Origin of the sequence: Altererythrobacter sp. (assembly GCF_050299635.1) — a bacterium.
Classification (GTDB): domain Bacteria; phylum Pseudomonadota; class Alphaproteobacteria; order Sphingomonadales; family Sphingomonadaceae; genus Erythrobacter.
This window is the reverse complement of sequence record NZ_JBNKWF010000013.1, coordinates 7,352-32,802: the sequence shown is the minus strand read 5'-3', so window position 1 is coordinate 32,802 and position 25,451 is coordinate 7,352. Positions and strand designations below refer to the sequence as shown.

Below are 25,451 nucleotides of genomic sequence, written 5' to 3'. Positions count from 1 at the left end.
TTGCCATGACAATCGCTGGAATGACTGGAGAACCCGGCGCTCCTATCCCGGGAACCACCTTGTTCGACGGGGATGCCGCGAAGAAGGGCTATGCAATCAATGCAATGTGCTTCTCCTTTAATGACGAGAGAAACCGCAAGGCCTTCGTCGAAGACGAGGATGCCTATTGTGCCAAGTTCAACCTCACGCCGGAGCAGCGCAAGGCCGTCGCCGATCGCAGCGTGCTCGGCATGATCGAGGCGGGAGGCAACATCTACTACCTCGCCAAGCTGGCCGGAATTCTCGGTCTCAACGTTCAGGATGTGGGTGCGCTGCAGACCGGCTTGAGCGTCGACGAGTTCAAACAGCGCCTGCTCGATCAGGCATAAGGAGAGATACAATGGCCGAGATCGTAGGCGCCTATTTCACCAGTCACGTGCCCGCCATTGGCGGGGCGATTGCGCGGGGGGACCAGAATGATCCCTATTGGAAGCCCTTCTTTGACGGATTTCCCAAGGTTCGCGAATGGCTTGCAGAGGTCAAACCCGATGTCGCGATTACTTTCTCGAACGATCACGGGCTCAACTTCTTCCTCGACAAGATGCCGACCTTCGCGGTGGGTGCGGCTGCGGAATATCGCAATGCGGACGAAGGCTGGGGCCTGCCGACCTACAAGTCGATCGAGGGCTATCCCGAGCTGAGCTGGCACATCATCAACGGGCTGGTGGGGGATGAGTTCGATCCCGTCACCTGCCAGGAGATGCTGGTGGATCACGCACTGTCGATCCCGTTCGAGCTGGCCTGGCCCGATGTCGAAGCCTGGCCGGTCAAGCTCGTTCCGATCGGTATCAACACGGTGCAGCATCCGCTTCCATCGGCCAAGCGCTGCCTCGCGCTGGGCCGTAGCGTGTACAAGGCGCTGCAAAGCTGGGAAGGCGACGAGAAGATCGTCATCATCGGCACAGGCGGGTTATCGCATCAGCTCGATGGCGAGCGGGCGGGCTTCATCAACAAGGAATATGACGAGTTCTGCATGGAGAACCTGTCGAAGGACCCCGATGCCATGACGCGGGATTCGATCCATGAAATCGTGCGCCTTGCCGGCACACAGGGGGTCGAAGTTCTCAACTGGATCGCCGCGCGCGGAGCGCTGGGGCCGGGTGCCGTGGAACGCCACCGCAATTACCATATCCCCATTTCGAACACCGCCGCTGCCACCATGGTGCTCGAACCGGCCTGATTCTAGGACCGGCGACGCCCTGGGACATCCCGTGCCGCCGCCTCCAGATCGGAGAGAAACTCGCGCTGAACCTCTGTGGGGCGCCAGTTCGCGCGCGTCGTTATGCCGATAGTCCGGCCGAAACCGGAAGGAGGCGTCGCGACGCGGGCGAGCCAACCGGCCTCTATTTCAACTGCTACCTGATCGGGCGAAAGCAGCGTCAGGAAATCGCTGTCGATCAGGATCTGTCGGATCATCATCACCGACCCGGATTCGATCGGAACGCGCGGCGGCTCTATCCCCGCTTCGTTGAACAGACGTTCGAAGGTATCGCGCAGCGGCGCACCATGGGCCGGGACGGTCCAGGGATAGCGGGCCAGTTCGGAAGGATCGGCATTCGTTCCTGCCAGCGGGTGATCGCCGCGGCCAAATACCGCGGGTTGATCTTCGAACAGCGGCTGCTGCGACAGTTCGGCTTCGATCAGGGGATCGCGCAAGGCGCCAATCATGAGGTCGAGCGCGCCGTTGCGCAGCGGATCGACCAGTTCGGCACGCGATCCTTCCGCGATCGAGAGGCGCACCTGCGGATGCTTGCGCTGGAATCGCGTAACCGCTGCAGGCAGGACGCGCGCGCGAGAAAGCGGCATTGCACCGATCGCAATACGCCGCGTTTCATGGCCCTTCAGCGCCTCGATTTCCGATAGCCCCGTCTCAAGCTCCACTCGCGCAAGCCGGAAGCTGCGGGCCAGATCATTGCCGGTATCGGATAGCGCCACGGCCTTGCCCTTGCGCTCGACGAGCTGGCGGCGCATCGCCAGGGCAAGGTCATTCACAGCGCGGTGAATCGATGGGAGCGAGAGCCCCGTCAGGATGCTCGCCCCGGCATAGCTGCCGCTATCGGCGAGCGCGAGCAGCGCGCGCAATCGCGCCATAGTGACATGCGGGCTGGCGATATGCGCCAGCGCGGCTTCGATCCGGGGCACCAATAATTCAGCCGCTTCGGTGGGAGCCATCCCGTCATGCCGACGCTCGAACAGCGGCAGGCCAAGCTGTCCTTCCAACCGCGCTAAGGCTTGCGTTATGGCGGGTTGCGTCAGATTTACCGCATTGGCAGCCGCATTGATCGTCCCGAGCCGAGCGATTTTGGCCACTGCCTGCAGGTGCCTGAGGTTGAAGGGCCAAATCTCCATTGGACTGTATTTAGCGAAAACTAATCGCTAGGCCAGACATTCTCTTTCCCCTTTTTGACCTGCTGCGGCATCGTTTGCAGTAGCCAAAGCATGGAGGCCGGGCATGAGCGGAGTAGTCGTACAGAATATCGAACGTGCCGATCCTGCGGTGGTGGATGCTCTGGGAGCATGCGGCGTCGCGACTGTGCACGAGGCGCAAGGGCGCACCGGCCTGCTCGCCAGCTATATGCGCCCGATCTATTCCGGTGCGCGCATTGCAGGCAGCGCTGTGACGATCAGCGCGCCTCCCGGCGACAACTGGATGGTGCATGTTGCGATCGAACAGCTCAAGAATGGCGACATCCTGCTGCTGGCCCCAACCAGCCCATGCGAGGACGGATATTTCGGCGATCTACTCGCCACCAGCGCGCAGGCGCGCGGTTGCCGCGGGCTTATCATCGACGCCGGCGTGCGCGATGTGCGCGACCTCACCGAAATGGGTTTCCCCGTCTGGTCGAAGGCGATCTTCGCGCAAGGCACGGTCAAGAACACGCTCGGCAGCGTCAATGTGCCGGTGGTTTGCGCCGGTGCGGCGGTCAATCCGGGCGACGTGATCGTGGCGGACGACGACGGCGTGGTTTGCGTGCCCCGCGAAAAGGCGGCCGAAGTGCTGAAGGCCGCGCAGGCACGCGAAGCCAATGAGGAAGAGAAGCGGCAGAAACTCGCCAGCGGTGTGCTCGGTCTCGACATGTACAAAATGCGCGAGCGGCTCGAGAAGGAAGGCCTGAAGTATATCTGACCGGCCCGCCATGACTTCCGCGCCCGTGATGTGGATGCGGGGCGGGACCTCCAAGGGAGGATACTTCCTCGCAAGCGATCTGCCTGCCGATACGGCGGAGCGCGACGCATTCCTGCTACGCGTCATGGGCAGCCCCGATCCGCGCCAGATTGACGGCATGGGTGGGGCCGATCCGCTGACCAGCAAGGTCGCGGTGATCCGTAAGTCGCAGCGCGAAGGGATCGATGTCGATTACCTGTTCCTGCAGGTCTTCGTCGATCAGGCGATCGTCTCCGACCAACAAAACTGCGGCAATATCCTGTCAGGGGTCGGGCCCTTCGCTATCGAGCGCGGCCTGGTCGCGGCCGAGGATGGCGAGACCAAGGTTTCCATCTTCATGGAGAATACCGGGCAAGTGGCCATTGCCACGGTCGAAACGCCAGGCGGAACAGTCAATTACGCAGGCGACGCGCGGATCGATGGCGTTCCCGGCACACATGCGCCGATCCCGCTCGAATTTCGTGACACGGCCGGCTCGAGCTGCGGCGCGCTATTACCGACCGGCAATGCTGTTGATGTGATCGGGGGCGTGCCATGCACGCTGATCGACAACGGCATGCCTTGCATCGTTTTCAAGGCGGAAGATGTCGGGGCCACAGGCTATGAAAGCCGCGAAGAGCTTGAGGGCGAGGCATTTGCTCCGATCCGCGAGAAGATCGAACAGATCAGGCTGACGGCCGGGCCGCTGATGAATCTTGGCAACGTCAAGGACAAGAGCGTGCCCAAGATGACGCTGGTTGCTCCTCCGCGAAATGGCGGTGCGGTGACGACACGGGTGTTCATCCCGCATCGCGCACATGCTTCGATCGGCGTGCTGGGTGCGGTGACGGCGGCGACCGCCTGCCTCGTGCCCGGATCGCCTGCATCCCAAGTGGCGCAGATTCCAGATGGCCGCCGCAAGACGCTCAGCATCGAGCACCCAAGCGGCGAGATGAGCTGCGTTCTCGAAGTGGACGATGCGGGCGAAGTCGTCAGCAGCGCCCTGCTGCGCACCGCGCGCAAACTGATGGATGGAACAGTTTATGTCTGAACGTATCACTTCGTGGCATTCCGCGCCGAGCAAACCCCGTTTCACTCCGCCGCCCGGTGCGGTCGATGCGCATTGCCATGTGTTCGGCCCGATGGCGCAATTCCCCTTCAGCCCCAAGGCGAAATACCTGCCCGAAGATGCCGGGCCCGACATGCTGTTCGCCCTGCGCGACCACCTGGGCTTTTCGAAGAATGTGATCGTCCAGGCGAGCTGCCACGGCACTGACAATTCCGCCACGCTTGACGCGATTGCCAAATCGAACGGGAAGGCGCGCGGCGTGGCCGTGGTCGATCCAGACATCGACGAGGCAGAGCTGGCACTGCTGCATGATGGCGGCATGCGCGGCATTCGCTTCAATTTCCTCAAGCGGCTGGTCGACAATGCACCCAAGGACAAATTCCTGGAGGTGGCGAGCCGCCTGCCTGCCGGTTGGCATGTCGTGATCTATTTCGAGGCTGACATTCTGGAAGAGCTGCGGCCCTTCCTCGATGCAATCCCGGTGCCGCTGGTAATCGACCATATGGGCCGTCCCGACGTGTCGCAGGGCCCGGACGGGCCGGAGATGAAGGCATTCCGTGCGCTGCTTGAAAGCCGTCCGGACATTCACTTCAAGCCGACCTGCCCCGACCGGCTCGATGCTTCAGGCGATCCTTGGGACAGGTTTGCCGAAGCGGTTGCGCCGCTCGTTGCCGATTACCCAGATCGCTGCATCTGGGGCACCGACTGGCCGCACCCCAATCAGCAGAATGTGCTCCCCGATGACGGGCATCTGGTCGACATGATCCCGCGCATCGCGCCGAGCGAAGAACTGCAGCGCAAACTGCTGGTCGATAATCCGGACAGGCTTTACTGGGCGGACTAGCCCGCGCGATCGAGCTTCTTCGCCAGTGCCACGCCGCCCGCGATGAGGAAGGGCACAAGGACCACGCTCAGCGTCACCTTGGCGATCACCTGACCGATCAGCAGGTTGGTGATATCGAACTCGCCATAGAAGGCGAGCGTAATGAAGATCAGCGAATCCACAGCCTGGCTGAGGGCGGATGCGACAGCGCCTCTGACCATAAGGCCCAAAGTCGTCGCTTCGCCTTCGCCGCGGAGCTTCGAGAAGATCCAGACATTGAGAAGCAGCGACGTGAGATAGGCTGCCGGACCCGCCAGCCACACGCGCCAGGTCGAGTGGTGTACCTGTTCGAAGGCGGCAAGATCGTCAGGCCGGAACGTAACCATCTCGGTCGATGGCGGGAGAGCAAGGACGAGCTGCATCAGCACGGCTGAAATGCCCAAAGGCACAAATCCCCACAGCACGATCCGATTGGCGACCGACTGGCCATAGAGTTGCGAAACCGTGCTCGAAATCACGACCAGTGCGAGAAAGGCGAAGATGCCCGCCTCCACCGCCAGATCGGTAGGGGGCAGCTGAACCTGTTTGAAGGCCAATACACCGGCCAGAACCGTCATGCCGCCATAGAGCAGCATATAGACAAACAATCCGCGCGGCATGGCCGCAGCGGCTTGGGAAAGATCGGTATTAGTGGGTTCGTCCATGCCTCGATGCGCCCCTTCGCGCGAAATCATCTGTGAACGGACGCGCGGCCCGGGCACTGCAGAAATTGACTAACGGCGGCGAGCGCGCAAGACATTGCTTAATTTCATCCGCAACTTGTCCGCCATCGTAGAGGTTCCATGCCGCCATTTGTCACCAATATAGCGGGGATCCTGGTGATCCTTCTGATCGCCTTCCTGCTGTCGACGGGCAAGAGACGCATCAGGTTGAGGGTCGTCGGCGCGGCATTTGCACTGCAGGCATTCATGGCCTTTCTGGTCCTTGCCACCGGCTGGGGAAGGGCGGTAATCCTCGGCATGTCCAATGGCGTGGCAGCGCTGCTGTCCTATGCCGATGCGGGTACGGCATTCCTGTTCGGTGTCGACAATCCGCTCAAAAATACCTTTGCGCTGGGCGCACTGCCGGTGATCGTGTTCTTCGCCGCGCTGGTCTCGATCCTCTACTACCTCGGGATCATGCAGCGGGTCGTGCGTTGGGTGGGCGGGGCGATCGCTTTCGTGACCGGCATCAGCAAGGTCGAATCGCTGGGTGCAGCCGCCAATATCTTCGTCGGCCAGTCGGAAAGCCCGCTGGTGGTGCGCCCCTATTTGGCCGCGCTCCCGCCGAGCCGGCTGTTCACGCTGATGAGTGTGGGCATGGCCGGTGTCGCGGGCACGATCCTGGCCGCCTATGCCGGGCTGCTCGGGGCAAAATACCTGCCCTTCCTTCTGGCGGCGGCTTTCATGTCGGCGCCGGGCGGCATCGTGATGGCCAAGATCATCATGCCGGACGAGGATGAAGAGGACGCGGCTGGTTCGGGCGATGTGGCGCTGCCGCAATCGCGCATCAGCGGCGAGGGGCCGGGTGCGCTGGTCGAAGGCGGCAAGGCGCATGAGGTCGAAGTTGCCGAGACTTTCGAGGAAGGGCAGCGCCCCGCCAATGTGATCGAGGCGGCGGCGCAAGGCGCGCAGACGGGCGTAAAGCTGGCGGTGGCGGTCGGCGCGATGGTGCTGGCCTTTGTGGCGCTGGTCGCGCTCGCCAATGGCCTGCTCGGCGCTGCGGGCGGCGTGTTCGGTTATCCCGATCTGTCGTTCCAGCAAGTGCTGGGCTGGATCTTCGCGCCGGTCATGTTCCTGATCGGTATTCCATGGGAAGAGGCCGGGACGGCCGGCGGGCTGTTCGGGACCAAGATAGTCCTCAACGAGTTCGTCGCCTTCATCGATCTCGGTCAGCTTCAGGGCCTGAGCGATCGCAGCCGCGCGGTCGTCACCTTCGCGCTATGCGGCTTCGCCAATTTCTCCTCCATCGCGATCCAGATGGCGGTCACGGGCGGTCTTGCGCCAAATCAAAGACCCGTGATTGCCCGGATGGGTATCAGGGCGCTCGCCGCCGGTAGCCTCGCCAATTTGATGAGCGCGGCACTGGCGGGACTGTTCCTCCCCTATTAAAGGTCAGCCTCATGAGTGACATTGCCATTGTTTCGCTTGAGCAGCCGCTCGAAACCATCGCCGACGAGCTTGGACGCAGCTTTGCCGAATATGGCTTTGCCGTCGTGCGCGACCACGGCATCCCGCAAGAGCTGATCGACCGGGCGGAGGAGAAGTCGAAGGAATTCTTCGCTCTGCCAGAAGCCACAAAGATGGCCTACAAGATCGAAGGCGGCGGGGGCGCGCGTGGCTATACGCCGTTCGGGACCGAGAAGGCCAAGGACGCCGATATCTTCGATCTCAAGGAGTTCTGGCACGTCGGGCGCTCGCTGCCTGAAGGCCATCCGCTGGCGAGCTATATGGCACCCAATCTCTGGCCGAGCGAGGTCGAGGGATTTCGCGATACTTTCAGTGGCCTCTATCTGGCGTTCGAGAAAGCCGGGCTGCGCGTGCTGGAAGCGATCGCGCTCCACCTGGGGCTCGACCGGCAATTCTTCGCGCCGACTGTCGAAGACGGCAATTCGGTCATGCGGCTGCTCCATTATCCGCCGCTGGGCGACGACGCGCCGGAAGGGGCGATCCGCGCTGCGGCGCATGGGGACATCAACACGATCACGCTGCTGCTGGGTGCGGAGGAAGCCGGCCTGGAACTGCTCACAAAGCAAGGCGAATGGAAATCGGTCGATGTGCCGGAGGGCGCTCTGGTCATCAATGTCGGCGATATGCTGGACCGGCAGACCAATGGCGTCTTGCGCTCGACTACGCACCGGGTGGTCAATCCGCGTGGCGAAGCAGCGAAGCGCTCGCGCTTCTCGATGCCCTTCTTCCTTCACTTCCGCCCCGACTATGTGATCGAGACGCTGCCGAGCTGCATCGAGCCGGGTCGCGAGTCGGAAGCACCCGCGCCGATTTCGAGCCACGAGTTCCTTCAACAGCGCTTGCGAGAGATCAATCTCGCCTGAATGACCGGGCAATTTACGACAATTGCTAGATTCTTTAAGGTTGTTGCATTGCAGCAACACATATATCTATTTGAAAACACTCAATAATGCTGATTCCAGGCGGATGTGGATAAATCCAGCGCGCGTTGTCACATCACGGTAACAGAAGATACTTCTTTTCGCAGTGTGGCGTCCCTATCGGCGGCGCGTCTCCTAAGACTTCTTTGTCCACGAATTTCAGGGGTTATCCGTCATGAAAATCAAATATCTTCTGGCTGCGAGCGTCGTTTCGCTTTCTGCGGCCGCAACAATGGCGCCGAGCGTTGCGCAGGCGCAGCAGATTACTTCGGGTATCGAGGGTCGCGTTCTCGACGAAGACGGCAATGCCGTTTCGAACGCAGCGGTAACAGTAACCGATACCCGTACCGGACAGACCCGCACGCTCAAAGCCGGACAGGACGGCAATTTCCGTGTTGGGTCCCTGGTTCCTGGCGGCCCCTACACTGTCACTGCGACGGCACCTGGATTCGAAGGGCAGACGGTCGAAGACCAGTTCATCAATATTTCGGGTAACACGGGCTTCACTTTCCGTCTGGCGTCGCTGGAGTCCGGAGCTGCCGAAAATGTGATCATCGTTACCGGGGCTCGCGTCAGTGCTACGCAGCTTGCAGTTGGTCCGGGCATCGCATTCGATGAGCAAACGCTCGAGGCTTTCCCTTCGATCACTCGCGACGTGCGCGACATTATCCGGATCGATCCGCGCGTCAGCCTGGATCGTTCGAACGAAGTTGACCGGATTTCCTGCCTTGGCGGTAACGACCGGAGTAACACCTTCACGGTTGACGGTATCGTCCAGGCCGACACTTTCGGTCTCAACGGCACTCCATTCGCGGCACGCAATGCCTTGCCAATTCCTTTCGATGCGATCGCGCAGACATCGGTCGAATTCGCTCCGTTTGATGTCGAATATTCGGATTTCACCGGCTGTCTCGTGAATGTCGTGACCAAGTCGGGATCGAATGATTTCCATGGAACTGCGTTCTTCGCATTCCGCAACTCAGATCTACGTGGCAATAAGGTCGACGGTCTCGATCGCACCACCGATCCGTTCACCGAGAAACGTTGGGGTGCAACGCTTAGCGGTCCGATCATCAAGGACCGACTGTTCTTTTTTGCTGGCTACGAAGAAACCGATCTGGGTGACGCCAATGATTATGGCCCAACCGGAATGGGCTTCGTGAATGAAGCCGATTTCGTCGATCAGGCGCAGTTCGATCGGTTCGCGCAGATCGCGCAGAACGTCTATGGGCAGGACATTGGCGGATATCCGCGCACCTTGCCGGAATCGAGTGTCCGCTACTTCGGACGTCTTGATGCGTACATTACCGAAGATCATCGCCTTGAGCTCGCCTATCAGCGGCTTGAGGAAACCAATGTCGAATCCGACAATGGAAACAACGAGTTGACCGGCCTTAACAGCTTTGAAGATGAAGGCACGATCTCCAATTACTATTCGGCCCGCCTCTATTCTGACTGGACAGACAAGGTTTCAACCGAGCTGCGCTTCTCGCGTTCTGAGGTTGGAGACGTACAGGGACCCGTTGGTGGCGGTGAAGCGCAGTCGGACAACCCGATCACTCGCCTTTCGGTGGGCGTATCTCTTCCCGATGGCAGTGGCGGTACGAACTATGGCGCGCTGAGCACCGGCCCAGGTATCTTCCGTTCGGCAAACCAACTCGACCAGACTGTCGATCAGTACAAGTTCCAGATCAACGTCGACGGCGGAGATCATGCCTTCAAGATCGGGGCCGAATTGAATGATTTGCAGGTGTACAACCTGTTCGCAATCAACGCCACCGGCACGCTGTATTTTGACAATCTCGATGACTTCGAAAACGGCATTCTGAGCGATGGCTTCACGTTCTTCCCAGATGCGGAGGAGATTGGGCAGGGCCTGGCCTATGGTGCAGACATCAATGCGACACCGAGTGGCGACATTAACGAAGCCGCAGCGAGGTTCGGCCGCCAGATCTGGTCGGTTTACGCGCAGGACGATTGGAATGTGAGTGACCGGCTTGATGTTTCGCTGGGCGTTCGTGTGCAGTGGTATGATGGTGACGCACCGCGGTACAACCCGGCATTCGTTGCGCGATATGGGTTTACCAACGCCAACCCCTTCAGCAAACTTGACCCGGTAATCCTTCCCCGGGCCTCCTTCACCTATGACCTCAATACCGAAGGCATGTTTGCCGGTGCACGCTTGACCGGTGGTGTTGGCATGTTCTCCGGAGGCGATCCGGTCGTGTACTTCTCTAACGCCTTTTCCAACAATGGTTTCTCGACTGGCCTTGGTACCTCGGTGTTCTGTGGGGCTACGCCAACCAACGTGCTCGACGCCAGCGGCAACTTCACCGGCTTTCCGCAATGTGTGAAGGACGCAGGGTCGGCAAGCGCGGCAGCTGGCCTATCGGATACCCAATCGACCGATCCTGACTTCGACGTTCCGACCGTGTTGCGCGCGAACCTGGGTTTCAAGTCGGAGCTCAACCTGACCGATAGCGGCTTCTTCAGCGGCTGGAATCTCAATCTTGACTACATCTACTCGAAGTTCATCGATCCGCTGAACTTCGTTGATTTGGCAGCGGTGGTGAATCCCTCCCTCGGCCTCAATGGGTTCATGATCGACGGGCGGCCAATCTATCGTTCGATCGATCCAAGCAATGCGGGATGTACTGCCGTCCTCCAAGGAACGGGGGGGACACCTCCCGTCTACACCAACGTCAACTCTCCTTGTTTTGCGACAAGCCGAGACGACGAGATTCAGCTGACCAATGGCCGAAGCTATGAGAGCCATGTTGGTTCGATCATCCTGTCGAAGAAGTTCAACGGCGGCATCTTCACCGATGGTGGAAGCACTTTCGTGAACTTCGGCTACGCCTATACCAATGCAGACAACTTCCGGAATGCCAACAGTTCAACCGCAACATCAAGCTATGATGAATCGGCGGCATTCGACCGGCAGAATCCTGCCATTGGCCGATCGAACTATGAAACCACGCATCGTTTCAGCTTCGCGATCAATTTCAAGGAGCAGTTCTTCAGCGATTATCAAACCAACCTTGGTTTCTACTATACCGCTCAGCAGGGCCGTCCTTACAGCCTGACTTTCGATGGTCGCGGTGTCTGGGGTGACAGCAATTCGGGCAGCGACAACGCACTGCTCTATGTCCCCACAGGGATCGATGATCCGAACGTTTCCCCGTCTTCAGATCCGGCTGCAATCTCGGCTCTGATCGATTATGTCGCCGCTTCGGGTTGTGGCTATACTGCGGGACAAACGATTAAGCGCAACACGTGTTCGGATGATTGGCACCACGATCTCGACGTGCGCATCAGCCAGGAAATTCCTGGGCCTGCCAGCCTGTTTGGATTTGTCGATGATCGGATTGAACTGTTCGCCGATATCGATAACTTCCTCAATATGCTCAACAGTCGCTGGAATACGCGTCGTGCCCGCGGTATCTTTGGTGATGGCCAGCTGGTCGATGTTGTCGACGGTGACTTCGACACTGAAGGACGTTACGTCATTGATGATTTCAACCCCGATGACACGCAACAGATCAGCACTTCGTCGTCGATCTGGCGAATTCAGCTTGGTGTCCGATACCAGTTCTGATCCCTACGATCAGTAACCGGAACAACAGCGGCGGGGCTTCTTCGGAAGCTCCGCCGTTTGCATTTGAGCGGCTCGCTGTGTGCTGGCGCGGCGCGCGCCGAAACGCTAGGATCATGAAATGTCGGTTGAAGGCGGCTTTATCAGGCAACGCAGGAAGAGGAGGCCCGGCCTCGTCCTGTTGATCGTATTGCTGCATCTGGCCGCGCTCTACGGGCTGGCGCGGGCCTTCGCGCCTGACATGACCGCCAGTGTCCAGCGCACGGTGGTATCCGCATTTACCGTTACCGTGACAGCGCCTGAAGAGGACACACCGGTGACTGAGCCGGAGCCAGACGAAGGTGCACAGGGCGATCCGGGCAAGAAAGCCACGCCCAAGCCGGTGACTGCTCCTGAAGTTCCCAACAGGCAGGATACGCCGATGCCGCGCGCATCCTCAACCGGTGCGGCCAACACCTCCGGCGCGCGCGAAGAAGGCGCGGGTACTGGCGCGGATGGAAGCGGGCTGGGCACGGGAAGCGGGCTCGAAGGCGGTGGCACGGGCGGCGTGGCCGTGACCAGGCCGGTCCATATCTCCGGCTCGATCAACAACGCCCGCGACTATCCGGTGCCACCCGGCGGACGCAAGGCGCGGCGCGGAACGCAGGTGATCGTGCGCGTGATCGTGGGAGTGAACGGCCGCGCTTCGAACTGCACCATCTATCGCGCGAGCCCGGACCCCGAAGCGGACCGGATCACTTGCCAGCTCGTGGTCGAACGGCTTGGCTTCAAGCCGGCGCAGGACGCCAATGGCAATCCGGTCGCGGCACCCTTCTATTGGCGGCAGCGCTGGTTCTGATCGCACGGGGCTGGACCTTGCGAGCGATCGGACTATGGCGTTGCCTGAAATGAGCAAGCAATTGATCCATCCTGTCATTCTTTGTGGCGGCAGCGGCACGCGGCTCTGGCCGCGCAGCCGCAAGGCCAAGCCGAAACCTTTCATTCCCTTGCTGGGCGAGCAGACGCTGTTCCGCGAAGCGCTCGACCGCTGCGAGGACGAGACGCAGTTCGGCGCGCCCATCGTGGTCGCGGGCGCGGCGCATGTGCCTCTGATCGAGGAGCAGGGGCAGGGAATCGCAGGATTGCAGATTGTGGTCGAGCCTTGCGCGCGCAACACCGCCCCGGCCATTGCGCTTGCGGCGGCTCGGCTCGATCCTGATGCGGTGATGCTGGTCTGCCCTAGTGATCATCACATCGCCGATAAAGCTGCGTTTCGCGCTGCCGCGGTACAGGCCGCCGCGCTTGCCCGCGAAGGCTGGCTGGTCAGCTTCGGCATCACGCCAGACCGGCCCGAAACCGGCTACGGCTATATCCGCCGCGGCGAAGCGCTGGACGAGGGTTTCCGCATCGCGCAATTCGTCGAAAAGCCCGATCTCGCCCGTGCGGAGCAATTCCTTGCTTCAGGCGACTATGCCTGGAACGGCGGCATCTTCGCCTTCGCAGCGGGCCGCCTGCTGGAGGAACTGCGCGCGCATCGCCCGGAGATGGCGGCAGCGGTCGAGGCCGCAGTTACCGGCGGGCGGGAGGAAGGCGCGCGCTTCTATCCAGAGCATGATCTGTTCGCAGCCATCGCAGGCGATTCGATCGACTATGCGGTGATGGAAAATACGAAGCGCGCGGCGATGGTGCCGGTCGAGATGGGCTGGTCGGACATTGGTAATTGGGCGGCGCTGCAGGATGCCTTGCCCGGTGATGCCGACGGCAACCATGCGCAAGGCGATGCCGAATTGATGGATTGCAAGGGCGTGCTGGCGGTCAGCGATGGTCCGCGCATTTCGGCTGTTGGGCTGGAGGATATCTGCATTATCGTCGATGGCGACGAGGTTCTGGTGACAACCCGTGACGGCGCGCAGAAAGTCGGCAAGCTGGGCGGCGCGAGCAGTCAGTAAGCCGCTATTTGCTTTCTAGCAGCTTCTGCGCGTTCGAGCGGATCGCGCCTTCGATAATCGGCTGCACGAAGGATAGTGCTGCGGGTAGTGTCACTTCGAAAACGACCTGGCTCTCTTCGATATCGACATGGCCGGTGACCTGCTGCCCCATGGCGCCGACCGCGAGATTCATGCGGTCCTCGCCCGTCCAGCTCGTATCGACTTGCGCGATTCCGCCGGGAATGTGGTCGGCGATCTCGTGACTGCGGCTCTTGAGGCGGCGGCGAACTTCCTCGCGGCCCAGATCATGCGGAAGGGCAATTCTCACTTGCTGTGATCCTCCAGTGCTTCGGCGCCGCCAAAGCGGTAATCGAGATAGCGCGACTTGATTGCCAGATCGTCGAGTGCGCCCTCGGCCAGGCGGCGAGTCACGCGGTCCACTTCGCCACTGATCTTGCCCAGGCTTTCGGTCAGACGTTCGTCAGCGGTCTTGCCCGCATGTTTTTCCGTCCGCAAGTGCGCCGGGATCTTGCGGTAATTGTCGATCGTTTCGGGGATATATTCGCCCACCAGCTCGCGCACTTCGTTCACTGCCGGATTGTTCTGCTCGATCGTTTCGAGCTGCAGGCCCAGCGCATCGAGCTGCACGCCAAGCTGGTCGACGACCTGTACGGCGGGCGGGGGCAGGGCAGGGCGCTGCGCCTCCAGCCACAATTCCGTGCGCCCCACCATCTGGCGTGCGTCACCCTTCTTGAGGTCAGCGCGCTTGGGCACCTTCAGTTTGGGAAACATCGAGAAGCCGCCAATTGCCGCAACCAGTGCGATGAAAGTGAGCATGATGCCCCAGAAGCCGATCCCGTTGAGGATCCAGCCCGCGACCGTTGCTGCAGCGACGATACCCAGCACTGCGATTGCGACATTGCGCAACCGCTTGAGCAGTGCGCCCGCTTTCAGCTCGGCTGAACCCTTGCCGATCGATGCGGCCTGGCGGTGCACGCCGCCATCGCGCTGCAATGCAAGCGATTTGCCGGCCGCACTCAGGATCTGATCAGACTGGCGGGTGGAATCGGTCATCAGCTATCCAGTGCCAACAAGGTCGGTTCGAGCGCTTTCTTCTGTGCCTGTGCCTGGCCTTCGGCGCGGGCGATATAGCCCTTCGATTTCTCGACCTCGTCGGACAGGACATTGACCGTCTGCTTCATCGAAGCGAGCGCCTTCACCTTGAACTCGTCCACCTCGTCCATCGTGTCGTAGATGTTCTGGAACGCGCGCTGCAGCGTTTCCAGCGGGATCGTGCTGGACGCGGCCTGCTCGTGGATCTGGCCGGTCTGTTCGCGCAGCATGGTGCTGGTCGAATCGATAATGTCGCTGGTGGTCTGGTTCAGCGAAGTGATCTGCTTCAGCACCAGTCGCTGATTGGTCATCGCCTGTGCCACCGTCACCGCCGTGCGGAGCGCGCCCACGGTGGTGGTGCTGGCGCGATCGACGCCCTTCACCAGCTCGACATTGTTCTTCTTGACCAGATCGAGCGCAAGATAGCCCTGAACGCTCACCGCCATCTGTGTGAGCAGGTCCTGCGTGCGCTGGCGGACGTAGAAGAGCGCGCTTTCGCGAATCGCCTTGGCCTTGGCCGGATCAGTGGCGTCGAGCTCTGCAGCCTTGTCTTCCAGCCTGCCATCGAGCGTCTTGGCGATGTGGATCATCTGCTCCAGCTCGCCCATCGCTTCCCACAGCTTCTGCCGCTCGACATCGATCGCTGCATTGTCTTCGAACAATTCGCGCTTGCCCGAAGCCAGCCGGTCAAGGATCGCCTGGATGTGGCCTTGCGCGCTGGTATAGCTGTCAAAATAGCGCTGCAACTTGTTGCCGAAGGGGATAATTCCGAACAGCTTGCGGCCGCGCAGCTTGCCCTTGCGGCCCGGGTCGAGGTCTTCGACCGTGCGGCGCAATTCAGCCAGGTCCGAACCCACGCTGGTATCGCTGTCCATCGCGCGGACCGGGCGGTCGAGGAATCGGTTGGACATGGCGGCTGCGGCACGGATCTGTTCCTGCCCCATGCGGGTGATCTGATCGACCTTTTCGCCGAACTCGGGCGAATTGGCATCTTCCGCCACCAACTCGGCGACGAAATTGTCCACCTTTACGTCCAGCTTGCTCTTCTTCTCGCTGTCGACCGGGACGAGCCCCGCAGCCTTTTCGGGCGCGACGGCGGGCACCGGATCGGGCGGTGTGAGGTCCAGATCCGTCGCGGTCTTGGTAGTGGTTTCCTGCGTGCTCATGCCTGCCTGCCAAACTCCTAATGCGACAGCCTCGCCGCCGCTCGATACTGTATTAGTGTCATAAGACACAGACTTCAAGAATTTGTGCCGCATTCCGGCGCGCGCGTCCATGCTTTCGTTTCAATGCGTTTGCGCCTAATTTCGCTGGGAAAGCAATTGCGGGGAGTGGATTTCCTTGACCGAAGCGAGCGCCAGTGTCGATCCGGTGGCCGACAAGAACGAACGCGAACGTGCATCGCTTGAAAGCGTGAAGTTCAGCCTGTTGCGCTGGTGGCGGCAGGAAGTGATCGGCACAGTCGACCAGCCTTCCGTCATCGAAAAGCGGCGCGAGGATTGCCTGCTCAGCGCTCGCTACCTGCTGATGTTGGCAATGTCGGCCGGCATCGCGATACTGGGCCTGCTGCTGTCATCGCCGGCAGTGGTGATCGGGGCCATGCTTCTCTCTCCGCTGATGGGGCCGATCATGGGCCTTGGATTCGGTCTGGCGATTGGCGATTTTCACTGGACCCGCCAGTCGGCAAAGTCGCTCGTGATCGGCTCGCTGATGTCGATCCTGTTCTGCGCGCTGATCGTGTTCTTTTCACCGCTGCAGACGGTGACGAGCGAGATTGCCTCGCGCACCAGGCCGAACCTGTTCGACCTTCTCATTGCGCTTTTCTCTGGTGTTGCAGGTGCCTACGCGATGATTCGCGGGCGCGAAAACAGCATCGTTGGTGTGGCTATTGCGACCGCCTTGATGCCGCCGCTCGCTGTGGTCGGGTTTGGCCTGGCGACCTTCAACTGGACCGTCTTCGGCGGCGCGCTGATGCTGTTCGTGACCAACCTTGTCACGATTGCGGGCACGGCATTCACCATGGCCAAGTTCTATGGCTTCCGCACGGCGTTGACGGAAACGCAGACGCGGCTGCAATTCGGCGTCACGCTGGTGGCATTCGTGGCGCTGGCAATCCCGCTCGGCATCTCGCTGATCCAGATCGCCAATGAATCGCGCGCGCAGCGGGACATTCGCGGTGCCGTGCTTGACAGTTTCGCGCGGACCTCGCGTCTCTCTGACTTGCAGATCAACTGGGATTCCGAGCCGGTCAGTGTCTCCGCAACTGTACTGACTCCCAAATATGAGGAGGATGCGGAGGCCACCGTTGCACATGCGGTTGAGCGGATCGTCGGGGAAGAATCGCAGGTCACGCTGACGCAGATCGAGGTAGGCACCGGGGCGGCGGCAGCGGAGCGTGCGCAGTTGGCCGCCGCCAAGGAGCAGGAAGAAGCGAGCCAACGCCGGGCGGATGAGCTGGCGCAGCGTCTCGCCCTGGTTGCGGGCGTGACCAGCGACGATGTGCTGGTCGACCGCCAGCGCCGAAAGGCGATGGTTCGCGCCAAAGTGCTCGATGGTGCATCGCTCGCGACATATCGCGTGCTCGAACGGCGCATCGCCGCGACCGACCCTGATTGGACCATCGAGCTGCTGCCGCCAGCAGGCCCGCTTCCCGCTATTCCTTTCGAAAAGGACGAACCGAACGCGGCGGGGCAGAAGGCCTTGGCGCTGATCGCCTGGGCGGCGAAGCGGATTGATGTGCCTGTGGTGTTACAGGGCGATCCGGAACAGGCGTCACATTGCGCCGAGCTCCTCAACGAACGGGGCGTCGAGGCGCAGGTTCGCAACGGTCGCGGCATCGTGCAGGCGCGCTGGGCGCCATTGGGCGGGCAGTAGTGAGGCGCGTGCCGGTTCCGGATAGCGCGGGCGCTTGCTCCGCCAAACTCGCGCCGCGTTTCGCGCAGCAGCGAAGCCCGCAGGATCGAAGATCAAATAGGGAGACAGGCTATGCCGATTGAAATCACGGTTCTTGCGCTCGGCGCGCTGCTGCTCGTAGTGCACATAACTGTCGCGGTCCACTACACGACCCAACAATATGGGCTCGGCTGGAACATGGGCGCGCGCGACGAGCAAAAGCCTCCGCTTGGCGATGTGGCGGCGCGGCTCCAACGAGCTCGCGACAATTTCCTCGAGACGTTGCCAATTGCGATCATCGCGTTGTTCGGAGTGGTCCTGACGGGCAAGACGAGCGAGCTGACTGCGCTGTTTGCCTGGTTATGGCTGGGCGCGCGGGTGATCTACCTGCCGCTCTACTGGGCAGGCATCCCCTACATTCGCACCGTGGCGTGGTTCGCTTCGATGTTCGGACTCTTGGGCGTGCTCTACGTCCTGCTCGCCGGTTGAGGCGAAGCTGGGGACGCAGGAGCGCCTCAGGCAGCTTCGAGCAGCTTGATCGGTTCGATCTCGCCCGACAGGTAAAGCTTCTTCGCCTTGGCCCGGCTCAGCTTGCCGCTGCTGGTGCGTGGCAATGTCCGCGGCGGGACAAGTTCGACGACGCAGCTCATGCCTGTGACAGAGCGAACCTTGTCGGCGATCTGGTCACGCAGGCGGATTCGCTCGTCCGGTTCGGACACGCGGCAATGGACCAGTACTGCGGGGGCCTCTTCACCATTCTCCATCTCGATCGAGAAAGCGGCGATATCGCCATGGTTGAAGCCTGGAAGCTGTTCCACTGCCCATTCGATATCCTGCGGCCAGTGGTTCTTGCCGTTGATGATGATCATGTCCTTCGCGCGGCCGACGATGAACAGATAGCCGTCGCCCAGATAGCCCATGTCGCCCGTGTCGAGCCAGCCATCAACCAGGCAGTCTTCGGTCGCTTCGGGGTTGCGGAAATAGGAGTGCATCACGCTTTCGCCGCGACACCAGACCTTGCCGATCTGATGGTCGCCTCTTGCCTCGCCATTCTCGCCGCGGATCTCGACTTCCATGCCGGGCAGCGGCTTGCCGCAATTGACGATGGCGCGATAGCGCGCCGGGCGCGAAAGGTCGCGCGGAGTGCCCGAAAGGCGCTCCTCCTCGACCAGTTCGACGCGGATTCCTTCGCCCGGAGGCATCACGGTGACAGCCAGCGTCGCTTCGGCCAGGCCATAGCTGGGGGTGAAGGCCTGCGCCTTGAAACCCGCATCGGCAAAGGCATTGACGAAGCTTTGCATCACGTCGGGCCGGATCATGTCCGCGCCATTGCCCGCGACGCGCCAGCGAGAGAGGTCGAACCGGTCGCCGACATGGCTCTGGCTCGAAATGCGGCGCGCGCAGATGTCATAACCGAAGGTCGGCGAGTAAGAGAGGGTGTTGCCCTGGTTGCGGCTGATGAGGTCGAGCCAGGCAAGCGGACGGCGCGCGAAATGCTCGGTCCTGATGTAGTCGCACGATACCTGGTTTGCGATCGGCGAAAGGAAGCAGCCCACCAGGCCCATATCATGGTACCAGGGAAGCCAGCTGACGACCCGGTCGCCCGTTCCAAGGTTCATTGAAGTCGCGTGGCCATAGAGATTGTGCAGCAGCGCGCGGTGAGTAACCGCAACGCCGGTCGGAAAGCGGGTCGAGCCGGAAGAATATTGCAGGTAGCAGATATCGTCCGGATCAGCTTCGGGCAGTTCGCATTCGGGCGCTTCGCGGGTGGCGAAGACTTCCCATGACTGGCCTTCGCATCCCTGCTTGGCCGCGGCCTCACCGGCCATCTCCGCAATCTCTCCGGGATAGAGGAGAAGTTTGGGATCGGCACTTTCGAGCTGCACAGATAGCTGGTCGATATAGCTGTCCCTGCCGCCGAAAGTGGTCGGCAACGGCAACGGCACCGGCCAGGCACCGACAAAGGTGCAGGCGCAGAACAGCGCAGCGAAATCGGGGCCGGTCTCAGCGATCAGGGCGACACGATCTTCCTTCCCAATGCCTGCCGCAACCAGGCGGCGGGCCATCACCAGCGCGTCATTACGCATCTCGGTGAAGGTATAGGGGCGCAGCAAATTGCCGCGCATATCGTGAAAATTGAGCCCCTTTTCGCTTTCAGCGGCGTAGTGAATTGCCTCGTTAAAGGTCGCGAATTCAGCCCTCCTACGGGGTAGGGGGCAATCGTTCGGCGTCGGCTTCAGTGCGGCGTCGGTCATGATTCTCTAGCGATACCCGTTGGTTAGCGCGCATTTCCATGCGCTTCTCTTATTCCCCATATGCGGAAAACCCCTCCCCGCAAATCAACAGACTTTCCCATTTGATAAGGAGTGTGGCACGAATAAGGCGAAATGGTTGGGAATGAAACCGTCTTGCGACAGCCAAAACGCAAACCGAAGCCGCTCGACAGGACCACGCTGAATGATCTGGCGCTGTCTTATGTCGCGCGATTTTCGACCAGCGGAGCCAGGCTGGAAGCCTATCTGGCGCGCAAGATCCGCGAGCGCGGCGTGGCCGAAGGCGAGACGCAGCTCGATCCGCGCGCCGTGGTCGAGCGGCTGGTGGAACTCAATTATGTCGACGACGAAGCCTATGCGCGGGCGCGGGCCGGCGGGCTCCTGCGCAAGGGTTACGGCGGAAGGCGGGTCGAACAGGCCCTGCGCGCGGCGGGGATCGATGACGGCGTGCGCGAAAGTGTCAGCCCGGGCGAGGGGCGATCCCGCCGGGCTGCGCTGACGCTTGCACGCAAACGCGGTTTCGGCCCCTTCGGTTCGGAGGTGCCGGACAGGGCAAAGCGCGAAAAGCAGATTGCGGCGATGATCCGCGCAGGGCATGGGTTCGATGCAGCGCGCAGGCTAGTCGAGGCAGCCAGCGTCGAACAGGCAGAGGAATGGGTCGATGAAGCCGCTGGTGAAGGCGATGATGCGTTTGGTTGATTCTGTACGGGCGCTGGCAATGGTCGCCGCCTTCGCATTGGCGGCTTGTTCGACTCAGGTTGCGAGCGAGCCTGCCTCTGCGGAAAGCCTGCCGACCGGATCTGTCCATCCGGTCTCCGGCCTCGAAATCATCCTCCTCAAGGTCGAAAGCGGCACAAGGACACATGCCTTTCAGGTCGAACTGGCTGACACGCCTGCGGAGCAGCAGCGCGGATTGATGTTCCGCACCGAACTGGGCCCGGATGAAGGCATGCTGTTCCCTTCGCATCCGCCCGGTCCGCGCAGCTTCTGGATGAAGAACACACCGCTCTCACTCGACATCATCTTCATCGGCCTGGATTCGCGTATTGTGAACATCGCCGCCAACACCACGCCCTATTCGCTCGAATCGATTCCTTCGCGTGGCAATGCCATTGCGGTGCTGGAACTGCGCGGCGGTCGTGCAGCCGAGCTGGGAATTGCGCCGGGCGACAAGGTGAGCTGGCCAAAGGGCGAATAGGCATAAGCCGCTCACGCATGTGAGCCGTAAGGGCGAGCGCCCGTTGCGCCGTATGGCGCGGAAGCCATGTGAGCGGATGCGAACGCCGGCGCTTGAAGCCAAAACAAGGATTGGCGACGCGAGGCAAATCGGCTAGGCGCGCTGCCTATGGGATTCCTGATGAAGATCTTCACCTGGTGGGAAGGCGCGACGATCGGCACGCTCCTGTGGAGCTGGCGCAATGGCGAACATGTCGGCACCGACGCACAGGGCAACAAATACTATCGCTCCAAGACCCGTAAGGGCCAGCGTGAGCGCCGCTGGGTAATCTACAATGGCCCCAACGATGCGAGCCGGGTGCCCAGCGAATGGCACGGCTGGCTGCATGGTGCATTCGACGATGTTCCCGAGAGTCGGTTGCCCCCGGCCAAGGTCTGGGAAGCCGATTTCACGCCCAATGCGACGGGCACTGCGCAGGCCTATCGTCCGCAGGGCGCGCTCGAGCGCGGCGGCAAGCGCGCCGCGGCAACGGGCGATTACGAGGCGTGGAGCCCGGAAGGCTGAACATGCGCATCGCGCCGACCGGGATATTCCTGCTCAGCGCATTGCTGCTGGCCGGGTGTTCGCAAGACCCCCCTGCACCGGAGCCCGAACAGACCGAGGTTCCCACGGAGCTGCAGGGTGCAGGCGCACCCGCAGTCGATGCAGCGGGGGCCGCACAGATCGGCACGCCGATGGAAGATCGCGTGGCGACGATCGGGCTGCTCAACAAGCGCAACAATCTGAGTCAGGATTTCGAGATGCGACCGGGCGAATCGCGCCGGGTGGGCAATGTCATTATCCGCCTGCAGGCCTGCGAGCGCACCGCGCCGTGGGAAATGCCGCAAGAAGTGGGGGCCTTCGTCCAGGTCCTGGTGCAGGACCGCGGGGAACGCGACTTCCGCCGCATCTTTTCAGGCTGGCTGTTCAAGAACTCGCCCAGCCTGAACGTGGTCGAACATCCGATCTATGACGTTTGGGTCAAGGATTGTGCAATGAGCTTCCCCGGCGACGATTGACCGGCATTGCGCATTATTTGCGCATGGCTCTCCGGCAGTCCGTCGTCCGGCTCGCCGCGAGCTTCCGCAATCCGCCTCAGATATTCGGCCTGCGGGATTTCGACCGCACCCAGCGAAGCAAGGTGATCGGTCATGAACTGGCAATCGAGCACCCTGTAGCCGCTCTGCCGCATCAGCGCGACAAGCCAGGCGAGCGCGACCTTGCTCGCATCGCGCGCAGCACTGAACATGCTTTCGCCGCAGAACACGCGATCGAAGGCCACGCCGTAAAGTCCGCCCACAAGCTCGCCGTCTTGCCGGCACTCGATCGAATGTGCGTGCCCGGCGATGTGCAGCTGGCGGTAGCTTTCCACAATCCGGTCGCTGATCCAGCTCTCATCGTGCCCGGGCCGGGGCGCCGCGCAGGCATTGATAACCGCGTCGAAATCGCGGTTCAGCGTGACCTTGAACCGATCTTGCCGGATGACCTTTGCCAGGCTGCGCGACATGCGAAATCCATCGAGCGGCAAGATCGCACGCTCACGCGGCTCGACCCAGAAGATATCGGGATCGTCGCGATTGTCGGCCATTGGGAAAATACCGCTGCGATAAGCCAGCAGCAGCATTTCGGCCGGGATCACAGGCGGGAAGGGTGAGTGCATCGCTCTCTACCATATAACACTGCCGGACGAATTGCGGCACCCAATCTCGCAATTCGCCTGACTCGCATATTGCATCGCCGCGCGCTTCACTCTAGAGGGCAGCGGCCCATGCAGGGGTGTAGCTCAGCTGGTAGAGCATCGGTCTCCAAAACCGAGGGCCACGGGTTCGAATCCTGTCACCCCTGCCATTTTCTCTCTCGATCAATAGCTCCAAGCGCAATCGTTCATGTTCGAGTTGGCAAACCTGAACAATTACCGAATGCGTGATTCAGGGTTGCGCCAATCGGTTCATGCAAAACGCTCCTCCAACGCAAGCAGGAGGACGTATCGTGTCGAGTTACAGATACAGCAGCAGCAAGCCCGATCGCTGGTCGCACCCGCGGCCCTACAGCGATGCTTCGCTGCGCCAAATGGCCCATGGGCGCGTGCTTCCCATGAAGCAGCCGGGTTTCTTCGAGAGATTGCTGGGGCTCGCCTGAGCCACCACCAAGGGCTCCAGCAGAAAGGGCCGGGTTGCATCGCGCAGCCCGGCCCTCTCAAATTCCGCCCCTCTCAAATTCCGCTTAGTATTCGTTCGGTTCCTCCGGCGTTTCAAGGCCGAAATCCCGCCCGGCGTTCCTGTCTCCTCGTGCGAGCTTGAACACCACGCTGGATAGCAATGCCAGTGCCAGCAGGTTCGGCAGCGCCATTGTGGCGTTGGAAATGTCTCCCATCCGCCAGACCAGCGTCAGGTCCTGGAAACTGCCGATGAAGATCACCACGCACCACAATATCCGCCAGGCCATGTGGAGCGCCTTTTCTCCGCCACGGGTCGAGCCGGGGAAGCGATCGTAAATGAAGGTGATCGCGCGTTCGCCGTAATAGGACCATGTCAGCAGCGTGGTGAAAACGAACAGGATCAGCGCCAGGCTAGCGATCAGCGTACCGACAGGGATTGTGCCGATGGGGAAAGGGAACGCTGCGGCAAATGCACCGCTGGTCATGGCGAAACCCTGAAGGTCGGACTGCCATGCGTGCTTCACCGCCTCGCCGCCGCCGGTGAAGTCGCCTTGCACCGTCAGCATTACCAGCGCCGTCATGGTACAAATCACCAGCGTATCGATGAAGGTCCCCAGCATCGCCATCTGGCCTTGCTGTTCGGGATTGTCGGTCTGTGCGACGGCGTGAGCGATCGGGGTCGAGCCCTGGCCGGCCTCGTTCGAGAACAGTCCGCGCGCTGCGCCGAATCTGATCGCGGCGATGATCGAGGCACCGACGAATCCGCCTACGCCCGCCTGCGGGTTAAATGCCCCTGTGAAGATCCGGGCAAAGGTCTCCGGAATGTCCTGGATGTTCAGCGCGATCGCGATCACGGCCATTATGATATAGGCAGTCGCCATGACCGGGACGATCTTTTCCGCGACATTGCCGATCGACTTGATCCCGCCAATGATGACGATGAAGACGAGGAACGCGACAAGCAACCCGCCCACCCATTCGGACAGGCCGAACAGTTCATGGAGCCCGTCAGCCACGGCGTTCGACTGGATCGAATTGCCCGTCACCAGCGCGGAAAACAGCGTACCGATGCAGAACAGCACCGCCAGCCAGGTCCATTTGGGGCCAAGTCCGATCATGATGTAGCTCATCGGGCCGCCTCGGCGCACGCCGTCGCTGGTGGTCTCGCGATAGCGAATCGCCAGCGCGCCTTCCGCAAAGGCCAGTGCCATGCCGAAGACCGCCGTGACCCACATCCAGAATACGGCGCCGGGGCCGCCCAGCGTGATGGCGGTGGCGACACCTGCCAGATTGCCGGTGCCGACCTGGCCCGAAAGCGCTGTGGAGAGCGCCGCGAAGGGGCTGATCTCGCCCGAGCCGGAACCCTTGCGGCCCTTGAACAGGCCGGCGATCGCGCTGCCCAGCCTGACGATGGGATAGAATCGCAGGCCGATCATGAACCACAGGCCTACGCCCAGGAGGATGAAGGTCATGGGCAGCAAGGGAAATTGCGTACCGGGGATATTGAGTTGCTGACCGTACCAGGTGCCTCCCCAGATGAAATCGGAGACATTGGTCACATGATCGATGAAACTTACCGGTTGTTGTGTCGCCACTCTTGAGATCCCCCGCTGGAATAGTGTCGAAGCGTGGCAGGCTAGTGGTGTGCCCGCATCAAGGCCAGCCTAAAAGTTGCAGTCGATACGATCTCTTCGCCTTCCGTTCGCACTCTCTTGCTTTTGAACTTGGCGAGGCCTAAGTGCAGCACCGTCTTCCGACATTGGAATCAGCGTAGAGCCCCTCCCGGACCTTGTCCGGGGCGGCGAGGAACCCTACCTGAAGGCCGGTTGCGGAAGGCAGCCGATACTTGGATCGAAAGTGAGAAGGGTCAGACGATGGCCGAAGAGAAAAAGCGCAAGACATCGCCGGGTGAGTTCGTGCGGCAGGTCCGCAGCGAAACCAGCAAGGTCGTTTGGCCAACCCGCGAGGAAACCGTGCGCACGGCGATCTTCGTGTTCATCATGATGTTGATCCTCTCGTTATTCTTCCTCGGGATCGATTCGATTTTCAGTGCGCTGGTGCGCTGGCTGCTTA

The 25,451-nt window shown here is 61.2% G+C and carries 26 protein-coding genes and 1 tRNA gene; 19 read left to right on the top strand and 8 right to left on the bottom strand.

Annotated elements, in window-relative coordinates:
• The first annotated feature begins 20 nt into the window (after positions 1-20).
• Both ACQY6C_RS08660 and ACQY6C_RS08655 read left to right on the top strand, forming a co-directional pair.
• Complete coding sequence (locus ACQY6C_RS08660; protein ID WP_427967608.1) at positions 21-368, top strand: protocatechuate 4,5-dioxygenase subunit alpha; 348 nt, start codon at positions 21-23, stop codon at positions 366-368.
• Between the two features lie 11 nt (positions 369-379).
• Entirely contained in the window at positions 380-1,219 is an 840-nt protein-coding gene (locus tag ACQY6C_RS08655) for a class III extradiol dioxygenase family protein (RefSeq protein ID WP_427967605.1), read from the top strand.
• Between the two features lie 2 nt (positions 1,220-1,221).
• Here ACQY6C_RS08655 and ACQY6C_RS08650 read toward each other — a convergent pair whose 3' ends face one another.
• On the bottom strand, positions 1,222-2,388 hold the full coding sequence (locus ACQY6C_RS08650; RefSeq protein ID WP_427967602.1) for a LysR family transcriptional regulator: 1,167 nt from the start codon (positions 2,386-2,388) through the stop codon (positions 1,222-1,224).
• 103 nt (positions 2,389-2,491) lie between these two features.
• Between ACQY6C_RS08650 and ligK the strand changes: the two genes are divergently transcribed.
• From ligK to ACQY6C_RS08635, 3 genes are read left to right on the top strand one after another with little or no spacing between them, the layout of a single operon-like run.
• On the top strand, positions 2,492-3,166 hold the full coding sequence (gene ligK, locus ACQY6C_RS08645) for a 4-carboxy-4-hydroxy-2-oxoadipate aldolase/oxaloacetate decarboxylase (RefSeq protein WP_427967599.1): 675 nt from the start codon (positions 2,492-2,494) through the stop codon (positions 3,164-3,166).
• Positions 3,167-3,176: 10 nt separating this feature from the next.
• A complete protein-coding gene (locus ACQY6C_RS08640; RefSeq protein WP_427967596.1) occupies positions 3,177-4,235 on the top strand; it encodes a 4-oxalomesaconate tautomerase in 1,059 nt (352 codons plus the stop codon).
• On the top strand, positions 4,228-5,097 hold the full coding sequence (locus ACQY6C_RS08635; protein ID WP_427967593.1) for an amidohydrolase family protein: 870 nt from the start codon (positions 4,228-4,230) through the stop codon (positions 5,095-5,097). Before ACQY6C_RS08640 ends, ACQY6C_RS08635 begins: the two co-directional genes overlap by 8 nt.
• On the opposite strand, the gene ACQY6C_RS08630 is transcribed toward ACQY6C_RS08635, so the two are convergent.
• Positions 5,094-5,780: a queuosine precursor transporter gene (locus ACQY6C_RS08630; protein WP_427967590.1), complete on the bottom strand. Its 687-nt coding sequence runs from the start codon at positions 5,778-5,780 to the stop codon at positions 5,094-5,096. The genes ACQY6C_RS08635 and ACQY6C_RS08630 overlap by 4 nt on opposite strands.
• A 138-nt stretch (positions 5,781-5,918) precedes the next feature.
• Between ACQY6C_RS08630 and ACQY6C_RS08625 the strand changes: the two genes are divergently transcribed.
• From ACQY6C_RS08625 to ACQY6C_RS08605, 5 genes are all read left to right on the top strand, one after another.
• A complete protein-coding gene (locus ACQY6C_RS08625) occupies positions 5,919-7,226 on the top strand; it encodes a NupC/NupG family nucleoside CNT transporter (RefSeq protein ID WP_427967587.1) in 1,308 nt (435 codons plus the stop codon).
• Between the two features lie 11 nt (positions 7,227-7,237).
• Entirely contained in the window at positions 7,238-8,167 is a 930-nt protein-coding gene (locus ACQY6C_RS08620; protein ID WP_427967584.1) for an isopenicillin N synthase family dioxygenase, read from the top strand.
• A gap of 232 nt (positions 8,168-8,399) precedes the next feature.
• On the top strand, positions 8,400-11,822 hold the full coding sequence (locus ACQY6C_RS08615; protein ID WP_427967581.1) for a TonB-dependent receptor: 3,423 nt from the start codon (positions 8,400-8,402) through the stop codon (positions 11,820-11,822).
• Between the two features lie 118 nt (positions 11,823-11,940).
• Complete coding sequence (locus ACQY6C_RS08610; protein WP_427967578.1) at positions 11,941-12,657, top strand: hypothetical protein; 717 nt, start codon at positions 11,941-11,943, stop codon at positions 12,655-12,657.
• A gap of 49 nt (positions 12,658-12,706) precedes the next feature.
• Complete coding sequence (locus tag ACQY6C_RS08605; protein WP_427967575.1) at positions 12,707-13,747, top strand: mannose-1-phosphate guanylyltransferase; 1,041 nt, start codon at positions 12,707-12,709, stop codon at positions 13,745-13,747.
• Positions 13,748-13,751: 4 nt separating this feature from the next.
• Here the strand turns inward: ACQY6C_RS08605 and ACQY6C_RS08600 are convergent, their stop codons facing one another.
• The 3 genes from ACQY6C_RS08600 to ACQY6C_RS08590 are packed head-to-tail and all read right to left on the bottom strand — an operon-like array spanning position 13,752 to position 16,005.
• Positions 13,752-14,054 carry a polyhydroxyalkanoic acid system family protein gene (locus tag ACQY6C_RS08600; protein ID WP_427967572.1) on the bottom strand — a complete coding sequence of 101 codons (303 nt, stop codon included), beginning with the start codon at positions 14,052-14,054 and terminating at the stop codon, positions 13,752-13,754.
• Positions 14,051-14,800, bottom strand: coding sequence for a hypothetical protein (locus ACQY6C_RS08595; protein ID WP_427967570.1), 750 nt, complete (start codon positions 14,798-14,800; stop codon positions 14,051-14,053). The genes ACQY6C_RS08600 and ACQY6C_RS08595 overlap by 4 nt, the downstream gene beginning before the upstream one ends.
• A complete protein-coding gene (locus ACQY6C_RS08590; protein ID WP_427967567.1) occupies positions 14,800-16,005 on the bottom strand; it encodes a toxic anion resistance protein in 1,206 nt (401 codons plus the stop codon). The genes ACQY6C_RS08595 and ACQY6C_RS08590 overlap by 1 nt, the downstream gene beginning before the upstream one ends.
• Positions 16,006-16,180: 175 nt before the next feature.
• Between ACQY6C_RS08590 and ACQY6C_RS08585 the strand changes: the two genes are divergently transcribed.
• Positions 16,181-17,713, top strand: coding sequence for a TIGR00341 family protein (locus tag ACQY6C_RS08585; RefSeq protein ID WP_427967565.1), 1,533 nt, complete (start codon positions 16,181-16,183; stop codon positions 17,711-17,713).
• 111 nt (positions 17,714-17,824) lie between these two features.
• Positions 17,825-18,220 (top strand): MAPEG family protein, encoded by a 396-nt coding sequence (locus tag ACQY6C_RS08580; RefSeq protein ID WP_427967563.1) that lies wholly within the window; start codon positions 17,825-17,827, stop codon positions 18,218-18,220.
• 26 nt (positions 18,221-18,246) lie between these two features.
• Here ACQY6C_RS08580 and ACQY6C_RS08575 read toward each other — a convergent pair whose 3' ends face one another.
• On the bottom strand, positions 18,247-19,986 hold the full coding sequence (locus ACQY6C_RS08575) for a fatty acyl-AMP ligase (protein ID WP_427967561.1): 1,740 nt from the start codon (positions 19,984-19,986) through the stop codon (positions 18,247-18,249).
• 132 nt (positions 19,987-20,118) lie between these two features.
• On the opposite strand from ACQY6C_RS08575, the gene ACQY6C_RS08570 reads away from it, so the two are divergent.
• The 4 genes from ACQY6C_RS08570 to ACQY6C_RS08555 all read left to right on the top strand — a co-directional run bounded on the left by ACQY6C_RS08570 (position 20,119) and on the right by ACQY6C_RS08555 (position 22,239).
• Complete coding sequence (locus tag ACQY6C_RS08570) at positions 20,119-20,703, top strand: regulatory protein RecX (RefSeq protein ID WP_427967558.1); 585 nt, start codon at positions 20,119-20,121, stop codon at positions 20,701-20,703.
• On the top strand, positions 20,666-21,202 hold the full coding sequence (locus ACQY6C_RS08565) for a DUF192 domain-containing protein (RefSeq protein WP_427967555.1): 537 nt from the start codon (positions 20,666-20,668) through the stop codon (positions 21,200-21,202). The genes ACQY6C_RS08570 and ACQY6C_RS08565 overlap by 38 nt, the downstream gene beginning before the upstream one ends.
• 147 nt (positions 21,203-21,349) lie before the next feature.
• On the top strand, positions 21,350-21,745 hold the full coding sequence (locus ACQY6C_RS08560) for an NADH:ubiquinone oxidoreductase subunit NDUFA12 (protein ID WP_427967553.1): 396 nt from the start codon (positions 21,350-21,352) through the stop codon (positions 21,743-21,745).
• Between the two features lie 2 nt (positions 21,746-21,747).
• The gene (locus tag ACQY6C_RS08555) at positions 21,748-22,239 is read left to right on the top strand and encodes a DUF2155 domain-containing protein (protein WP_427967550.1); all 492 of its coding nucleotides are present in this window, start codon (positions 21,748-21,750) and stop codon (positions 22,237-22,239) included.
• Here ACQY6C_RS08555 and aat read toward each other — a convergent pair.
• The gene (aat, locus tag ACQY6C_RS08550; RefSeq protein ID WP_427967547.1) at positions 22,188-22,880 is read right to left on the bottom strand and encodes a leucyl/phenylalanyl-tRNA--protein transferase; all 693 of its coding nucleotides are present in this window, start codon (positions 22,878-22,880) and stop codon (positions 22,188-22,190) included. The genes ACQY6C_RS08555 and aat overlap by 52 nt on opposite strands.
• A gap of 112 nt (positions 22,881-22,992) precedes the next feature.
• Here aat and ACQY6C_RS08545 point away from each other — a divergent pair.
• Positions 22,993-23,068: transfer RNA gene (locus ACQY6C_RS08545), tRNA-Trp, on the top strand.
• Positions 23,069-23,209: 141 nt separating this feature from the next.
• Complete coding sequence (locus ACQY6C_RS08540; protein ID WP_427967544.1) at positions 23,210-23,359, top strand: hypothetical protein; 150 nt, start codon at positions 23,210-23,212, stop codon at positions 23,357-23,359.
• 84 nt (positions 23,360-23,443) lie between these two features.
• Here the strand turns inward: ACQY6C_RS08540 and ACQY6C_RS08535 are convergent, their stop codons facing one another.
• A complete protein-coding gene (locus ACQY6C_RS08535) occupies positions 23,444-24,982 on the bottom strand; it encodes an alanine/glycine:cation symporter family protein (RefSeq protein ID WP_427967774.1) in 1,539 nt (512 codons plus the stop codon).
• 270 nt (positions 24,983-25,252) lie between these two features.
• Here ACQY6C_RS08535 and secE point away from each other — a divergent pair.
• Positions 25,253-25,451, top strand: a 199-nt coding sequence (gene secE, locus ACQY6C_RS08530; RefSeq protein ID WP_427967541.1) for a preprotein translocase subunit SecE, incomplete at its 3' end; no start/stop codon positions are given.